The sequence below is a fragment of the Cupriavidus sp. H39 genome, assembly GCF_050271075.1.
GTDB lineage: Bacteria > Pseudomonadota > Gammaproteobacteria > Burkholderiales > Burkholderiaceae > Cupriavidus > Cupriavidus necator_B.
Window position 1 is genome coordinate 943695 of sequence record NZ_CP189848.1, and the last position, 13344, is coordinate 957038.

The 13344-nt window shown below is 70.8% G+C and carries 14 protein-coding genes; 11 read left to right on the forward strand and 3 right to left on the reverse strand.

The window, feature by feature from the left end:
- Positions 1–50 precede the first annotated feature (50 nt).
- From ACOCMH_RS19820 to ACOCMH_RS19850, 7 genes are all read left to right on the forward strand, one after another.
- Entirely contained in the window at positions 51–821 is a 771-nt protein-coding gene (locus tag ACOCMH_RS19820) for an SDR family oxidoreductase (protein ID WP_427312651.1), read from the forward strand.
- Positions 818–1438, forward strand: a complete 621-nt coding sequence (locus tag ACOCMH_RS19825) for a D-glycero-alpha-D-manno-heptose-1,7-bisphosphate 7-phosphatase (RefSeq protein WP_427312652.1) — start codon at positions 818–820, stop codon at positions 1436–1438. The genes ACOCMH_RS19820 and ACOCMH_RS19825 overlap by 4 nt, the downstream gene beginning before the upstream one ends.
- Positions 1435–2691 (forward strand): glycosyltransferase family 9 protein, encoded by a 1257-nt coding sequence (locus ACOCMH_RS19830; protein WP_427312653.1) that lies wholly within the window; start codon positions 1435–1437, stop codon positions 2689–2691. Before ACOCMH_RS19825 ends, ACOCMH_RS19830 begins: the two co-directional genes overlap by 4 nt.
- Positions 2672–4432, forward strand: a complete 1761-nt coding sequence (locus ACOCMH_RS19835; RefSeq protein WP_427312654.1) for a carbamoyltransferase family protein — start codon at positions 2672–2674, stop codon at positions 4430–4432. The genes ACOCMH_RS19830 and ACOCMH_RS19835 overlap by 20 nt, the downstream gene beginning before the upstream one ends.
- Positions 4419–5405, forward strand: coding sequence for a glycosyltransferase family 2 protein (locus ACOCMH_RS19840; protein WP_427312655.1), 987 nt, complete (start codon positions 4419–4421; stop codon positions 5403–5405). Before ACOCMH_RS19835 ends, ACOCMH_RS19840 begins: the two co-directional genes overlap by 14 nt.
- Before the next feature lie 116 nt (positions 5406–5521).
- On the forward strand, positions 5522–6523 hold the full coding sequence (locus tag ACOCMH_RS19845; RefSeq protein ID WP_427313326.1) for a glycosyltransferase family 9 protein: 1002 nt from the start codon (positions 5522–5524) through the stop codon (positions 6521–6523).
- Positions 6516–7463 (forward strand): glycosyltransferase, encoded by a 948-nt coding sequence (locus ACOCMH_RS19850; protein WP_427312656.1) that lies wholly within the window; start codon positions 6516–6518, stop codon positions 7461–7463. Before ACOCMH_RS19845 ends, ACOCMH_RS19850 begins: the two co-directional genes overlap by 8 nt.
- Positions 7464–7494: 31 nt before the next feature.
- Here the strand turns inward: ACOCMH_RS19850 and ACOCMH_RS19855 are convergent, their stop codons facing one another.
- Together ACOCMH_RS19855 and ACOCMH_RS19860 are read right to left on the reverse strand one after the other, a co-directional pair.
- Positions 7495–7974 carry a hypothetical protein gene (locus tag ACOCMH_RS19855; RefSeq protein ID WP_427312657.1) on the reverse strand — a complete coding sequence of 160 codons (480 nt, stop codon included), beginning with the start codon at positions 7972–7974 and terminating at the stop codon, positions 7495–7497.
- A 61-nt stretch (positions 7975–8035) separates the two neighbouring features.
- Positions 8036–8683, reverse strand: a complete 648-nt coding sequence (locus tag ACOCMH_RS19860; protein ID WP_427312658.1) for a recombinase family protein — start codon at positions 8681–8683, stop codon at positions 8036–8038.
- Between the two features lie 336 nt (positions 8684–9019).
- On the opposite strand from ACOCMH_RS19860, the gene ACOCMH_RS19865 reads away from it, so the two are divergent.
- Positions 9020–9487, forward strand: a complete 468-nt coding sequence (locus ACOCMH_RS19865) for a hemerythrin domain-containing protein (RefSeq protein ID WP_427312659.1) — start codon at positions 9020–9022, stop codon at positions 9485–9487.
- Between the two features lie 140 nt (positions 9488–9627).
- Positions 9628–9957: a ferredoxin FdxA gene (fdxA, locus tag ACOCMH_RS19870; RefSeq protein ID WP_427312660.1), complete on the forward strand. Its 330-nt coding sequence runs from the start codon at positions 9628–9630 to the stop codon at positions 9955–9957.
- Here fdxA and ACOCMH_RS19875 read toward each other — a convergent pair.
- Positions 9954–11066, reverse strand: coding sequence for a substrate-binding domain-containing protein (locus tag ACOCMH_RS19875; RefSeq protein WP_427312661.1), 1113 nt, complete (start codon positions 11064–11066; stop codon positions 9954–9956). The two genes, fdxA and ACOCMH_RS19875, sit on opposite strands and share 4 nt — an antisense overlap.
- Before the next feature lie 161 nt (positions 11067–11227).
- Between ACOCMH_RS19875 and ACOCMH_RS19880 the strand changes: the two genes are divergently transcribed.
- Positions 11228–11776 carry a formate dehydrogenase subunit gamma gene (locus tag ACOCMH_RS19880; RefSeq protein WP_427312662.1) on the forward strand — a complete coding sequence of 183 codons (549 nt, stop codon included), beginning with the start codon at positions 11228–11230 and terminating at the stop codon, positions 11774–11776.
- The gene (locus ACOCMH_RS19885; RefSeq protein WP_427312663.1) at positions 11773–13335 is read left to right on the forward strand and encodes a formate dehydrogenase beta subunit; all 1563 of its coding nucleotides are present in this window, start codon (positions 11773–11775) and stop codon (positions 13333–13335) included. Before ACOCMH_RS19880 ends, ACOCMH_RS19885 begins: the two co-directional genes overlap by 4 nt.
- The last annotated feature ends 9 nt before the right edge of the window (positions 13336–13344 follow it).

A 13344-nucleotide genomic window follows, 5' to 3' on the forward strand; every position in this document is an offset into this window, starting at 1 on the left:
TTGTTGTCCGAATCACCGTCCACCACACACCGAAGGCCAAGGAATCCACCATGCAAACTTCGCATCCGCCCCGCCCCGCCGCGCACACCGAGGCCGCCATGCCGCTGCAGGACCGCACTTACCTGGTCAGTGGCGCGGGCAGGGGGCTGGGCGCCGCCATTTGCCGCACCCTGAGCGCGGCCGGCGCGGCCGTGATCGTGGCCGATATCGACGACCAGCTGGCGCACGACAGCGCCGGCGCGCTGGCCGAAGCCGGCGCGCACGCTTGGCCGCTGCACCTGGATGTCGCCGATCCCGCTTCCGTGCGCGCCGCCTTCGAGGCGGTGCGGGCGCGCGGCGAGCGCCTCGACGGTATCGTCAACAACGCTGCCATCGACATCACGCTGCCGGTGGACGAGGTCGATGCCGAGACCTGGCGCAAAGTGCTGATGGTCAACCTGTACGGTCCGTACCTGATGGCGCATGCGGCCGTGCCGCTGCTGAAGGCGCAGGGCGGGGGGCATATCGTCAACATTGCTTCGACCGCGTCCAAGCGCGCGTGGCCCAATGCCTCGGCCTACCACGCCACCAAGTGGGGCCTGCTGGGCTTTTCGCATGCGCTGCACGCGGAATTGCGGCCGCACGGTATCAAGGTGTCGGCGATCGTGGCGGGTGGCATGCGCACGCCGTTCCTGCTCGACCGCTTTCCCGATATCGACCAGGGCAACCTGCAGGATCCGGCCAACGTCGCCAACGCGGTGCGCTTCGTGCTGACGCAGCCCGAAGAGACCGTGATCCCCGAGGTGATGGTGTTGCCCATGAAGGAGACCTCCTGGCCATGAGCGCCGCGATCGTGCCCGGGCGCGCGCTCAGCGCCGCCGTGCTGCTCGACAAGGATGGCACGCTGCTGGACGACGTTCCCTACAACGTGGATCCGGCGCGCATGCGGCTGGCGCCCGGCGCCGCCGCCGCCCTGCGGCTGCTAGGCGGATTGGGCCTGCCTCTGGTGGTGGTGACGAACCAGCCGGGGGTGGCCCATGGCCTGCACAGCGAGGCGGATCTTGCGCCAGTGCGTGAGCGGCTGGCGGCGATGTTTGCCGAGCACAGTGCCGCGCTCGCCGGCTTCCTTTACTGCCCGCATCATCCCGCGGGGCAGGTGGCGCCCTATGCGCGCGCATGCCTGTGCCGCAAGCCGATGCCGGGACTGCTGCTGCAGGCTGCCACGGCCTTGCGGCTCGACCTGGCGCGCTCATGGATGATCGGCGACATCCTCAATGACGTCGAGGCCGGCAAGCGTGCGGGTTGCAGCACCGTGCTGGTCGATTGCGGCAACGAGACCGAATGGCAGATGTCGCCCGCGCGCCAGGCGGACTACGTGGTGCCCACGCTCGATGCCGCCGCGCGCATTGTCGTCGCCCGCATCCGCGCCGTGGCCCAACGCTACGCGGAGGCGCCATGAGCGGCTGGCAATCCGCGCGCAGCGTGCTGTGCGTGCGCCTGGACAATATGGGCGACGTGCTGATGAGCACGCCCGCCATGCAGGCACTGGCCGAGTCGCTGCCGGAACGGCGCCTGACGCTGCTGACCTCGCACAGCGCGGCGGGCCTGGCGCCGCACCTGCCGATGGTCAGCCGCGTGCTGCCCTGGGATGCGCCATGGGCCAGGCACGGCGAAGCCCATGCCGCGCCCGCGCCCGGCCCGCAGATTGCCGCGTGCGCACGCTGGCTGGCGCGCTTTCGCTTCGATGCGGCCGTGATCTTCACCGTCTACAGCCAGAGCCCGTTGCCGGCAGCGATCCTGTGCGCGCTCGCCGGCATTCCGCTGCGGCTGGCGTGCTGCCGCGAGAATCCGTACACGCTGCTGAGCGACTGGGTGCCGGATACCGAGCCCGGCGCGCAGCCGGGACAGCGCCCGCGCCACGAGACGCAGCGCCAGCTGGACCTGGTCGCGCACGTCGGGGCGATCGCGCGCGACACGCGCCTGCGCTTCCGGGTGCTGGCGCCTGACCGCGCCGCGGTGGCCGCGCGCCTGGCTGCCATCCGCGCAGGCCGCAGCGGGCCGGTGGTGGTGGTCCATCCCGGCGCCAGTGCGCCGTCGCGGCGCTGGCCCCCCGCGCGCTTTGCCCAGGTGGCGCACGCGCTCGCGGTGAAAGCCGGTGCGCATGTGCTGGTGACCGGCGATGCCGCCGAGCACGACATCGTGCGCGCGGTATGCGCCGCCGCCGGCCACGCGCGCGTGGTGCCGCTGGCCGGCGCGTTGCGCCTGGGCGAGATGGGCGCGCTGCTGGAAGCGGCCGACCTGCTGGTCTCGAACAACACCGGACCGGTGCACCTGGCCGCCGCGCTGGGCACGCCGGTGGTGGACCTGTACGCGCTGACCAATCCGCAGCACACGCCCTGGCAGGTGCCGCACCGCACGCTCTTTGCCGACGTGCCGTGCCGCTATTGCTACAAGAGCCTGTGCCCGCAAGGACATCATCGCTGCCTCGAAGACGTGCCGGCCGCGCACGCGGTGCAGGCCGCGCTGGCACTGCTGGGCGGCAATGCCGACGGCATGCCCGCGGTCGAGCTGCCCTGGCCCGGCGCCGGCATGCCGCACGCGGGGACCGGTGCGGCGCCGGCGCGTCCCGATGCCGCGCCGGCGATACCGGACGCCGGATCGACCAACCCTGTTCCTCACGACGAGGCCGCCCATGTACACCCTTGGCATTAACGCCGCCTACCATGATTCCGCCGCCTGCCTGGTGCGCGATGGCGAGGTCGTCGCCGCGGCGGAGGACGAGCGCTTTACGCATATCAAGCACGGCAAGCGCCCGGTGCCGTTCACGGCGTGGGAGCTGCCGTTCCACGCGATCGACTACTGCCTCGGCGAAGCCGGCATCGTGCTGCGCGACGTCGACCACGTCGCCTACTCGTACGATCCCGAGCTGATGCTGGGGGCGCGCCGGCATGACGCGACCGTGACGTTGCCGCTGGAGCCCTCGGCACAGGGCGCGGCCACCGGGCACGAGTCGCCGTGGGATCCGCTGTTCCTTTCCTACGTGGTCAATACGCCGCGGCAACTGGCCAGCGGCGCGCCGCATCACCTGGCCGCGCGCTTTCGCGGCGTGACGCATGACGGGCCGTTCCGCTGGCATTTTGTCGAGCACCACATGGCGCATGAAGCCAGCGCCTTCCTGGCGGCGCCGTTCGCGCGCTGCGCGGTGCTGACCATGGACGGCCGCGGCGAGCGCGCCACCACCAGCTATGGCGTGTTCGACGGCAAGGATTATCGGCGCATCAAGCAGATCGACCTGCCGGACTCGCTGGGCCTGCTGTATGAACGCGTCACCCGCCACCTGGGCTTCCTGCATTCGTCGGACGAGTACAAGGTGATGGCGCTGGCCTCATACGGCCAGCCCGCGCATCTGGGCGTGTTCCGCGACATGGTCCGGCGCGATGCCGAGGGCGGCTACCGCGTGGCGCAGGCCGACCTGGCCGCCTTGCTCGGGCCGCCGCGCCAGCGCGGCGAGGCCTTCGGCGCCGCGCATTTCGATATTGCGCGCTCGTTGCAAGAGGTGCTGGAAGAAACCGTGGTCGGCATGACCACGTGGCTGGCAGAAACCACCGGCGAAAGGCAGCTTGCCATGGCCGGCGGCGTGGCGCTGAACTGCGTGATGAACGCGCGCGTGCGCGACCAGAGCCCGTTCGACGAGGTCTGGGTGCAGCCGGCCGCCGGCGACGCCGGCACTGCGCTGGGCGCGGCGCTGTGGACCGACTTCGTGCACAGGGGGCGGCCGGCGCGGCACTGGTCGATGGAACATGCCTACCTCGGGCCGGATTATGACGAGGACGAGATCGCGGCCTTCCTCGACTGGGCCAAGCTGCCTTACCGCCGGCTCGATGACCTCGCCACAGAGACCGCGGAGCTGCTGGCGCAGAACAAGATCATCGGCTGGTTCCAGGGCCGCATGGAATTTGGCCCGCGCGCGCTGGGCGCGCGCTCGATCCTGGCCTCGCCGATCGATCCCGGCATGCAGCAGCGGCTGAACCAGATCAAGGACCGCGAAGACTTCCGCCCGGTGGCGCCGGTGGTGATGCAGGAGCGTGCGCCGGACTGGTTCAGCGCGGCCAAGCCCGGCCGCGGCGAAGCGCCGTTCATGCTGTTCATCTACGACGTGCGCCCCGAGCAGGCGGCGCGCATCCCCGCGGTCTGCCACGTCGACGGCACCGCGCGCGTGCAGACCGTGCGCCGCGAGCAGAATCCCGCCTACTACGACCTGCTGGCGGCGTTCGAGCGCCGCACGGGCGTGCCGATCCTGGTCAACACCTCGTTCAACACGCGCGGCGAGCCCATCGTGTGCACGCCGCGCGATGCGGTGGAATGCTTCTGGACCTCGCCGCTGGACGCGCTGGTGATCGGCCCGTTCCTGCTGGAGAAACCCGCCGCCGGAGGCGCACATGGACCGGCCTGAGCCCAGCATCTCGGTGGTCATTCCGACCTGGCGACGTCCGGCGCTGCTGGCCCGCTGCCTGCAGGCACTGTGCGCGCAGCGCCTGCCCGCGTGGGCGTACGAGGTGATCGTCGCCGACGACGGCTGCGAGGCGCGCATCGAACGGCTGGTGGCGCTGATGGCCGCGCAGCATCCGCATCATGCACTGCGCTATGTGCCGGTGCCGGGCACGCAGGGGCCCTCGGGCGCCCGCAACGCCGGCTGGCGCCGCGCGCGCGCGCCGGTGATCGCGTTCACCGACGACGACACCGTTCCGGATCCCGGCTGGCTCGAAGCGGGCTGCGCCGCGCTGGCGGACCAGCCGGAGTGCTGCGCGGTAGCGGGCACGGTGTTCGTGCCGCTGCCGCCGCGGCCCACCGACCACGAGCGCGATACCGGCGGCCTCGCGCACGCCGAGTTCGTCACCGCCAATTGCTTCGTCCGGCGCGACGCGCTGCGGCGCATCGGCGGCTTCGACGAGCGCTTTACGCGGGCGTGGCGCGAGGATTCGGACCTGCAGTTCCGGCTGATCGAGCAGGTGTGCCCGGTGGGGCGCGCGCCGGCGGCCGTGGTGGCGCATCCGGTGCGGCCGGCCGCATGGGGCAGCAGCATGGCGGCACAGGCCAAGGTGTACTTCGACGCGCTGCTGTACAAGAAGCATCCGCGCCTGTACCGGCAGCGCATCCGGCGCGTACCGCCATGGCATTACTACGTGACGGTGCTGGCGCTGCTGGCCGCGCCCACGGCGTGGCTGGCGGGCGCACCCGTGCTGGCCGCGGCGGCAGGCTTGCTATGGCTGGGGTTGACCACGGCATTCTGCGTGCAGCGCCTGCGCGGCGCCGCGCTGACGCCGGCCCACGTCGCCGAGATGGCGGTCACCTCCATGCTGATCCCGCCGCTGTCGCTGTACTGGCGGCTGCGCGGCGCGCTGGCGTTCCGGGTGGTGTTCCTATGAGCGCCTGCGTCGAACCCGTCAAGGCCTTGCCGCTGGCGCAGCCTCTGCAGCGGCGCCGCGCGGCGCCGGCGCGCGCGCGGCGCATCGCCGTGTTCCGCGCGCTGCAGCTGGGCGACATGCTGTGCGCGGTGCCGGCGCTGCGCGCCCTGCGCGCCGGCGAGCCCGAGGCCCGCATCACGCTGATCGGCTTGCCGTGGGCGCAGGAGTTCGTGTCCCGCTTCAGCGCGCTGGTGGATGACCTGATGGTCTTTCCCGGCGCGCCGGGCATGCCCGAGCAACCGTGCGCAGAGGCCGCGGCGGGCCCGTTCTACGCCGCGGCGCACGCGGCGCGCTTCGACCTGGCGATCCAGTTGCACGGCAGCGGCGCGCTGACCAACGACGTGGTGCAGCGGCTGGGCGCGAAGCGCATGGCCGGGTTCTGCCCCGATCCCGCCGCGGCGCGCTGCGATCGCGCCGGCGTGCTGGTGCCCTGGCCGCAGGGCAACGAGGTGGAGCGGCTGCTGGCGCTGATGCAGGCGCTGGGCTATCCGTGTGCGGACCGCAGCCTGGCGTTTCCGCTGCGCCCGATCGACCATGCCAGCTGGCGGCTGCTGGCGGCCGAGCATGGCCTGGTGGCCGGCGAATACGTCTGCCTGCACGCCGGGGCGCGCATGCTGTCGCGGCGCTGGCCAGTGGAGCGCTTCGCCGAGGCCGGCCGTGCGCTGCGGCGCCACTGGAAGGTGGTGCTGACCGGCAGCCGCGACGAGTCGGCGCTGGTGGCGCAGCTGGCGCGGCGCGTCGGCAAGCCGGTGGTCAACCTGTGCGGGCAGACCGCGCTGGGCACGCTGGCCGCGCTGATCCGCGATGCGCGGCTGCTGCTGTGCAACGACACCGGCGCCTCGCATATCGCCGCGGCGGTCGGCACGCCCAGTGTGGTGGTCTCCTGCGGCAGCGACAGCGCGCGCTGGGCACCGCTCGACACCACGCTGCACCGCGTGCTGGCCGACCAGCCGGCATGCCGGCCGTGCATGCACCAGCGCTGCCCGGTCGCGGGGCACCCGTGCGCGTCGAATATCAGCGTGGCATGCGTGGTCGAGGCCGCGCTGGCGCTGGCGCAGCAGGGGCGCGGCCATGGCTAGGCGGCTGCGCATCCTGACCTGGCACGTGCACGGGAACTACCTGTACTACCTGTCGCAGATCCCGCACGACCTGTACCTGGTCACGCGCGCTGACGGCACCCCGGGCTATGCCGGCGCCGGCGGCGCGCTGCCGTGGGGCGGCAACGTGCACGAGGTGCCTTACGACGCCGTCCCGGCCGGCCGCTTCGACTGCGTGCTGTACCAGCATCGCGACCATTACGCGCACGACCGCGTGGCGCTGCTGAGTGCCGCGCAGCGCGCGCTGCCGGCGATCTACCTCGAGCACGATCCGCCGCAGGAACATCCGACCAACACGCGCCACCCGGTGCAGGACCCGTCGATGCTGCTGGTGCACGTGACGCCGTTCAATGCGCTGATGTGGGACAGCGGCGTCACCCCGTGCCGCGTGATCGAGCACGGCGTGCTGGTCGACGAGGCGGTGCGCTACAGCGGTGAGCTGGCGCGCGGCATCAGCGTGGTCAACAACCTGTCGCGGCGCGGCCGTCGCCTTGGCGCCGACCTGTTCGCGCGGGTGCGCGAGCAGGTGCCGCTGGACCTGGTCGGCATGGCGGCGCAACAGGCGGGCGGGCTGGGCGAGGTGCCCAACCCCGACCTGGCGGCATTCGTCGCGCGCTATCGCTTCTTCTTCAACCCCATCCGCTACACCAGCCTGGGGCTGGCGGTGGTGGAGGCGATGATGCTGGGGGTGCCGGTGGTGGGCTTGGCCACGACCGAACTGGTCACAGTGATCCAGAGCGGCCACAACGGCTATGTCGATACGCGCCCCGACGTGCTGGTCAGCGTGATGCGCGAGCTGCTGGATGATCCGGAACTGGCGCGGGTCTGGGGAGAGCGGGGCTGCCACCTGGCGCGCGAACGCTTTGGCATTGGCCGCTTCGTGGCCGAATGGGACGAGACCTTGCGCGCCGTCTGCGCGTGACGATGACCGGCGCGGGCGACGCACGCGGGGGCTAGCCCGGCTCGCCGTTGTGGCCGCCGTCGCCGCCGCCGTTGTGGCCGCCGCCATGCAGCCGCGCGCGGGCGCCGGAAGAGGCCGTGCAGCACACCAGGTAGTACGCGCGCTTGAACTCCAGCGCCGCCTCCAGCCTGCGTCCGGCGGCGGCCTCGGCAAACGCGGTGTGCAGGCAGCGCGCGATGCTGTCGGCGGTGCCGCCTTGCTCGAACAGGCCCGGTGGGCGCTGCTCCCACAAGCGCATCAGCACGGCGCGCCGCTGCGCCAGCGTATGCGGGGGCCACGCGTGGTCGCGGCTGAGCAATTCCAGCCGCGTCGCCAGCAGCGTTTCCAGCAACATGGTGGGCCGTGCGAAGCGCGTAGGAGGTGCCGCCTCGTGCGTTGCCGACGCAGCGGACGTTGCGGGCATGGCGGGCGTGGCCGCGGTATCGACCAGTGCCGCGGGCAGGGGCGTGGCGTTGGAAGAGCGGTCGGTCATGGCAGACAGCCTGGCGCAGCCGGGCGCGACACGACCACCCAGCACGTGACAGCCGCGGCTTTCATTCCGTGGCCGCTTCGGGGACGGATTCTTCGGCGTCTGCCATGGCGACGGCCGCTGCGGGCTGCGCCAGTGGCTCGGCGGCCCGGATGCGCAGCACGGTCTGGCGCGACGTGCTGAAGCGCCGCGCGGTCTCGCTGACCGAATAGCCCGCGGCGAGCGCACCCAGGATGGCATGGCGCTGTTCCGGCGTGTGCTTGGGCGGACGGCCGACCTGGCGCCCCATGGCCTTGGCCGCGGCCAGGCTTTCGCGCACGCGCACGCTGCGCGTCGCGCCTTCCAGCGCGGCCACCGCGCGCAACACCTCGACCGCTTCAGGCGGTGTTGCGTTGGCCAGGTCGTCGCGCGACAGCTGCACGCAGTACAGCGCCACGCCCAGCAGGCGGAAACGCCGGACCGTGGCCAGCACTTCGGGCACGCTCCAGCCCAGGCTGCACAGGCGCAGCGCCACTACCGCGTCGCCCGCCTGCACCTGGTGCTGCAGCGCGCGCAGGCGCGGGCGCTGCAACGCCGGCACCGAGGCCGGCGCGGCTTCCCAGAAGACGTGTTGCGGGTCGATGCCATAGCCGGCGGCGCTGGCGGCCTGCAGTTCGTCCTGGACCGCCGACAGGGCATCGGCGCAATTCGAGTAGAGGAAGGTGGTCGGCATGATGGTGTCGGACGGCGCGGACGCCGCACCCTGGTGATGGCGGTTCGGACAGAGGATCTGTTCCGGCTTGCGGGTCCTGCCGCAACTTTCATGCCGCGCGCCCCGGCGCATGGCCGGGGCGGCGCAACGTGATACCGGCGCGGCAACGCGATGCGCGATTTCGGGCGTTGCCTCACGCGCCGCCGCGGGCACAATTACAAGGCTTCGCGCAGGAATTGCAATGACTGGCAGGCCGGCTCGCCGTGTGCGCGGCGCCGCGCTGCTGCAGCGCGGGCACGGAACCTGCCTGCGTTCCGGGGCGAAGCCGGAGTGCCGGCTCCCCACCAGGAGAAAACCGTGGACAAGTCGAAGATCCCCGCAGACCAGGCCGAGGCCCTCGGTGCCTTGATGGACGATCACCGCGCCGCCAAGAAGCAGTTCAAGGCGTTCAAGGACACCGACGATCGCGGCGAGAAGGAATCGATCGCGCTCGAGGTGTGCCACCAGCTGACCGTGCATGCCACCATCGAGGAAGAAATCTTCTATCCGGCGTTGCGGGGCGTCAGCGACGAGATCGACGACATGCTCGACGAAGCCCAGGTCGAGCACCAGGTGGCCAAGGACCTGATCGCCGCGATCGAGGAAGATCCGGCCGGCGACATGCTCGAGGCCAACTACACGGTGCTGTCGGAATACGTCTCCCACCACATCGAGGAAGAGGAAGGCGAGCTGTTCAAGAACGTGATCAAGGAAAAGATCAACCTGCGCGACGTGGCGCAGGCCATGGCCGCGCGCAAGGAAGAGCTGATGCGCGAGACCGCCTGACGCCGCAGTGCCGGGCGGGGCGTGCGCGGCGCCCCGCCGCTTCAGCAGTTTTGAACGACTCGCACAAGCCGGCGCCTCCCACGCGCGCCGGCCGGGCGTTAACATCACGCACTGATTTCCTGCCGTTCCGTGACTGCCCCATGACCTTTGTCGTGACGGATGCCTGCATCCAATGCCGCCATACCGATTGCGTCGAAGTCTGCCCGATGTCGTGCTTCCACGAAGGGCCTAACTTCCTTGCGATCGATCCCGACCAATGCATCGACTGCTCGATGTGCGTGCCGTTGTGCCCCGTCGGCGCGATCTATTCCGAGCATGATGTGCCGGAACACCAGCGCCATTTCATCGCGCTCAATGCCGAGTTGTCGCGGCGGCCGGACTGGCTGCCGTTGTTGAAGGCCAAGGGGCCGATCGATGGCCACGAGCAGTGGGCCGGCCATCCTGAGCGCCTGTCGTTGCTGCGGCGCTAGCGCGGCGGTGTAGCGCTGTCATTGTCGCTGTAGTCCGGGAAGGCTTCCGGCAAGGTCTGCACGGTGCCGGTCAGCGTGCCGTCATAGCCGGGCAGCGCATTGACGCGCTGGCGGAAGGCCTCGCTGGTCAGCGCGCCGACCGCGCCGGCCAGCGCCGCGCTGCGCAGCTTGGCGCGCTCGATCGCAAAGAAGTAGCGCTCCTTGATCACGGGCACGAAGGCCAGCCCGAAGCGCCGCGCCGCGGTTTCCACGCCAAAGCCCACGTCGGCCATGCCGCTGCCGATATACGCCGCCACCGCGGCGTGGGTAAATTCCCCGTTGCTGTAGCCCTCGATGCGCGCGCCGTCGATGCCGCGCGCCGCCAGCATCAGGTCCAGCAGCAGCCGCGTGCCGGAGCCGACCTGCCGGTTGACGAAGCGGACGTCGGGCCGGGTCAGGTCCTCGAGCGCATGAATGCCGAGCGGGTTGCCGGGCCGCACGAACAATCCCTGGCTGCGCACCGCCAGGTGCACCAGGCAATGGGTCTCGGGCTTGAGCCAAGTGGTGAAGTGGCGCCACATGCCGTGCTCGAACTCGCCCACCGGCACATGGAAGCCGGCGATGTCGCAGGCGCCTTCGGCCAGCGCCGCCACGGCCTCGACGCTGCCGCAGTACTTCAGGTCGTGACGCACCTGTTGCTCGTCGAGGAAGTCGCGCAGCGCCGCCACCGCAAAGCCGTGGCTGGCATGCAGCCGTGCCGTGGCCTCTGGCTGCGCCATCAGCTTCTTCAGCTCGATCTCCAGTTCGGACGCAAGGCTATCCAGCGTCGGCGACAGCCGCGCGCCGATCCGCTTGCTGGCCCACACCAACTGCTGCGCCAGCGGCGTCAGCGCGCTGCCGCGCCCGCGCGTCTTGTCGATCAGCGGGCCGCCGAACAGCGCCTCGGCATCGCGCAGGATGCCCCACGCATAGCGGTACGACAGCGAGACCGCCTGCGCCGACTGGCTGATGCTGCCGGATTCCCCGATATGGCCGAGCAGGGCCACCAGCCGGGACACGTCCAGCGGCTCGCCGCCCGGATAGGCGTCGTCGCGGATTTGCAGATGGGGGTGGATCGAGATGCGAAGCATATGTAGAAAATAGCTTATTGAACGGTCGCTGTCACTCTCATATAGTCCGCCTAACGGGCCAGACGGCGATCCGGTAGCCCGGAAATAGGAAAAAAATAGCATATAAGCGGGATCCAGGCAGGCATTGCCGCCGGTCCTGGCGAGCCCTCACAGGAGACGCCATGCCAGATATCGCCCCCAACGCACCGGGTGCAGCCGGTGCCCCGGCAGCCCCCGCCGCTGCCGCGCGCATTGCCGCCATCGTCGCGGCACGCCAGCACATGCCGGGCGCCCTGCTGCCGATCCTCCATGAGATCCAGGACACCCAGGGCTTTATCCCCGACACCGCCGTGCCCGCGATCGCCCGCGCGCTGAACCTGTCGCGCGCCGAGGTGCATGGCGTGATCACGTTCTACCATCACTTCCGCCAGCAGCCCGCCGGCCGGCATGTGGTGCAGGTGTGCCGCGCCGAGGCGTGCCAGGCCGTGGGCGCCGAGGCGCTGGCCGCGCACGCGCAGCGCGCGCTGGGCTGCGGCTTCCATGAAACCAGCGCGGACGGGCAGGTGACGCTTGAGCCGGTCTATTGCCTGGGCCAGTGTGCCTGCGGACCGGCGGTGATGGTCGGCGAGCAGCTGCACGGGTATGTCGATGCCGCGCGCTTCGATACGCTGGTGCGCGCCTTGCGCGCCTCCACTACCGCATCCCCCGCCAAAGCGGAGGCCCAGGCATGAGCCCGACCACCACCATCTTCGTGCCGCGCGACTCCACCGCGCTGGCGCTGGGCGCCGATGACGTTGCGCGCGCCATCGCGCGCGAAGCCGAGGCCCGCGGCGAGCCGGTTCGCATCGTGCGCAACGGTTCGCGCGGCATGTTCTGGCTGGAGCCCCTGGTCGAGGTGCAGACCGCCGCCGGGCGCGTGGCCTATGGGCCGGTCAGCGCGGCCGAGGTGCCGGGACTGTTCGATGCCGGGTTGCTGCAGGGTGGCACGCATGCGCTGGCGCACGGCCTGACCGAGGAGATCCCGTTCCTGAAACGGCAGGAGCGCCTGACCTTCGCCCGCGTCGGCATCACCGACCCGCTGTCGCTGGACGACTACCGCGCGCACGAGGGCTTCGTCGGCCTGGAGCGTGCGCTGGCGATGCAGCCGGACCAGATCGTGCAGGAGGTCACCGACTCGGGCCTGCGCGGCCGCGGCGGCGCCGCGTTCCCGACCGGCATCAAGTGGAAGACCGTGCTGGGCGCGCAGTCGGCGGTCAAGTACATCGTCTGCAATGCCGACGAAGGCGACTCGGGCACGTTCTCCGACCGCATGGTGATGGAAGACGACCCCTTCATGCTGATCGAAGGCATGACCATCGCCGGCCTGGCGGTGGGCGCGGAGCAGGGCTATATCTACTGCCGCTCCGAATACCCGCATGCGATCGCTGTGCTGGAAAGCGCGATCGGCATCGCCGGCGCCGCGGGCTGGCTCGGCGACGACCTCCGCGGCAGCGGCAGGCGCTTCCATCTGGAAGTGCGCAAGGGTGCCGGCGCCTATGTCTGCGGCGAGGAAACCGCGCTGCTGGAAAGCCTGGAAGGCCGGCGCGGCGTGGTGCGCGCCAAGCCGCCGCTGCCCGCGCTGAAGGGACTGTTCGGCCAGCCCACGGTGATCAACAACGTGATTTCGCTGGCCACCGTGCCGGTCATCCTGGCGCGCGGCGCGCAGTACTACCGCGACTACGGCATGGGCCGCTCGCGCGGCACGCTGCCGTTCCAGCTAGCCGGCAACATCCAGCGCGGCGGGCTGGTGGAGAAGGCTTTCGGCGTGACGCTGCGCGAGCTGCTGGTCGACTACGGCGGCGGCACCCGCAGCGGCCGCGCCATCCGCGCGGTGCAGGTGGGCGGACCGTTGGGCGCCTACCTGCCCGAATCGCGCTTCGATGTGCCGCTGGACTATGAAGCCTATGCCGCGTTCGGCGGCGTGGTCGGCCACGGTGGCATCGTGGTGTTCGACGAGACCGTCGACATGGCCAGGCAGGCGCGCTACGCGATGGAGTTCTGCGCGATCGAGTCGTGCGGCAAATGCACGCCGTGCCGGATCGGCTCTACCCGCGGCGTCGAAGTGATGGACCGCATCATCGCCGGCGAGCAGCCGGTCAGGCACGTCAAGCTGGTGCGCGACCTGTGCGACACCATGCTCAACGGCTCGCTGTGCGCGATGGGCGGCATGACGCCGTACCCCGTGCTGTCCGCGCTGAACGAATTCCCCGAGGACTTCGGCCTCGCATCCAATCCGGCCAGGGCCGCCTGAGCCAGGTCC

Bases quoted from the DNA above. Each gene is read 5' to 3' on its own strand.
- ACOCMH_RS19820 (WP_427312651.1), top strand. From the start codon at position 51: ATGCAAACTTCGCATCCGCCCCGCCCCGCCGCGCACACCGAGGCCGCC.
- ACOCMH_RS19825 (WP_427312652.1), top strand. From the start codon at position 818: ATGAGCGCCGCGATCGTGCCCGGGCGCGCGCTCAGCGCCGCCGTGCTG.
- ACOCMH_RS19830 (WP_427312653.1), top strand. From the start codon at position 1,435: ATGAGCGGCTGGCAATCCGCGCGCAGCGTGCTGTGCGTGCGCCTGGAC.
- ACOCMH_RS19835 (WP_427312654.1), top strand. From the start codon at position 2,672: ATGTACACCCTTGGCATTAACGCCGCCTACCATGATTCCGCCGCCTGC.
- ACOCMH_RS19840 (WP_427312655.1), top strand. From the start codon at position 4,419: ATGGACCGGCCTGAGCCCAGCATCTCGGTGGTCATTCCGACCTGGCGA.
- ACOCMH_RS19845 (WP_427313326.1), top strand. From the start codon at position 5,522: ATGCTGTGCGCGGTGCCGGCGCTGCGCGCCCTGCGCGCCGGCGAGCCC.
- ACOCMH_RS19850 (WP_427312656.1), top strand. From the start codon at position 6,516: ATGGCTAGGCGGCTGCGCATCCTGACCTGGCACGTGCACGGGAACTAC.
- ACOCMH_RS19855 (WP_427312657.1), bottom strand. From the start codon at position 7,974: ATGACCGACCGCTCTTCCAACGCCACGCCCCTGCCCGCGGCACTGGTC.
- ACOCMH_RS19860 (WP_427312658.1), bottom strand. From the start codon at position 8,683: ATGCCGACCACCTTCCTCTACTCGAATTGCGCCGATGCCCTGTCGGCG.
- fdxA (WP_427312660.1), top strand. From the start codon at position 9,628: ATGACCTTTGTCGTGACGGATGCCTGCATCCAATGCCGCCATACCGAT.
- ACOCMH_RS19875 (WP_427312661.1), bottom strand. From the start codon at position 11,066: ATGCTTCGCATCTCGATCCACCCCCATCTGCAAATCCGCGACGACGCC.
- ACOCMH_RS19880 (WP_427312662.1), top strand. From the start codon at position 11,228: ATGCCAGATATCGCCCCCAACGCACCGGGTGCAGCCGGTGCCCCGGCA.
- ACOCMH_RS19885 (WP_427312663.1), top strand. From the start codon at position 11,773: ATGAGCCCGACCACCACCATCTTCGTGCCGCGCGACTCCACCGCGCTG.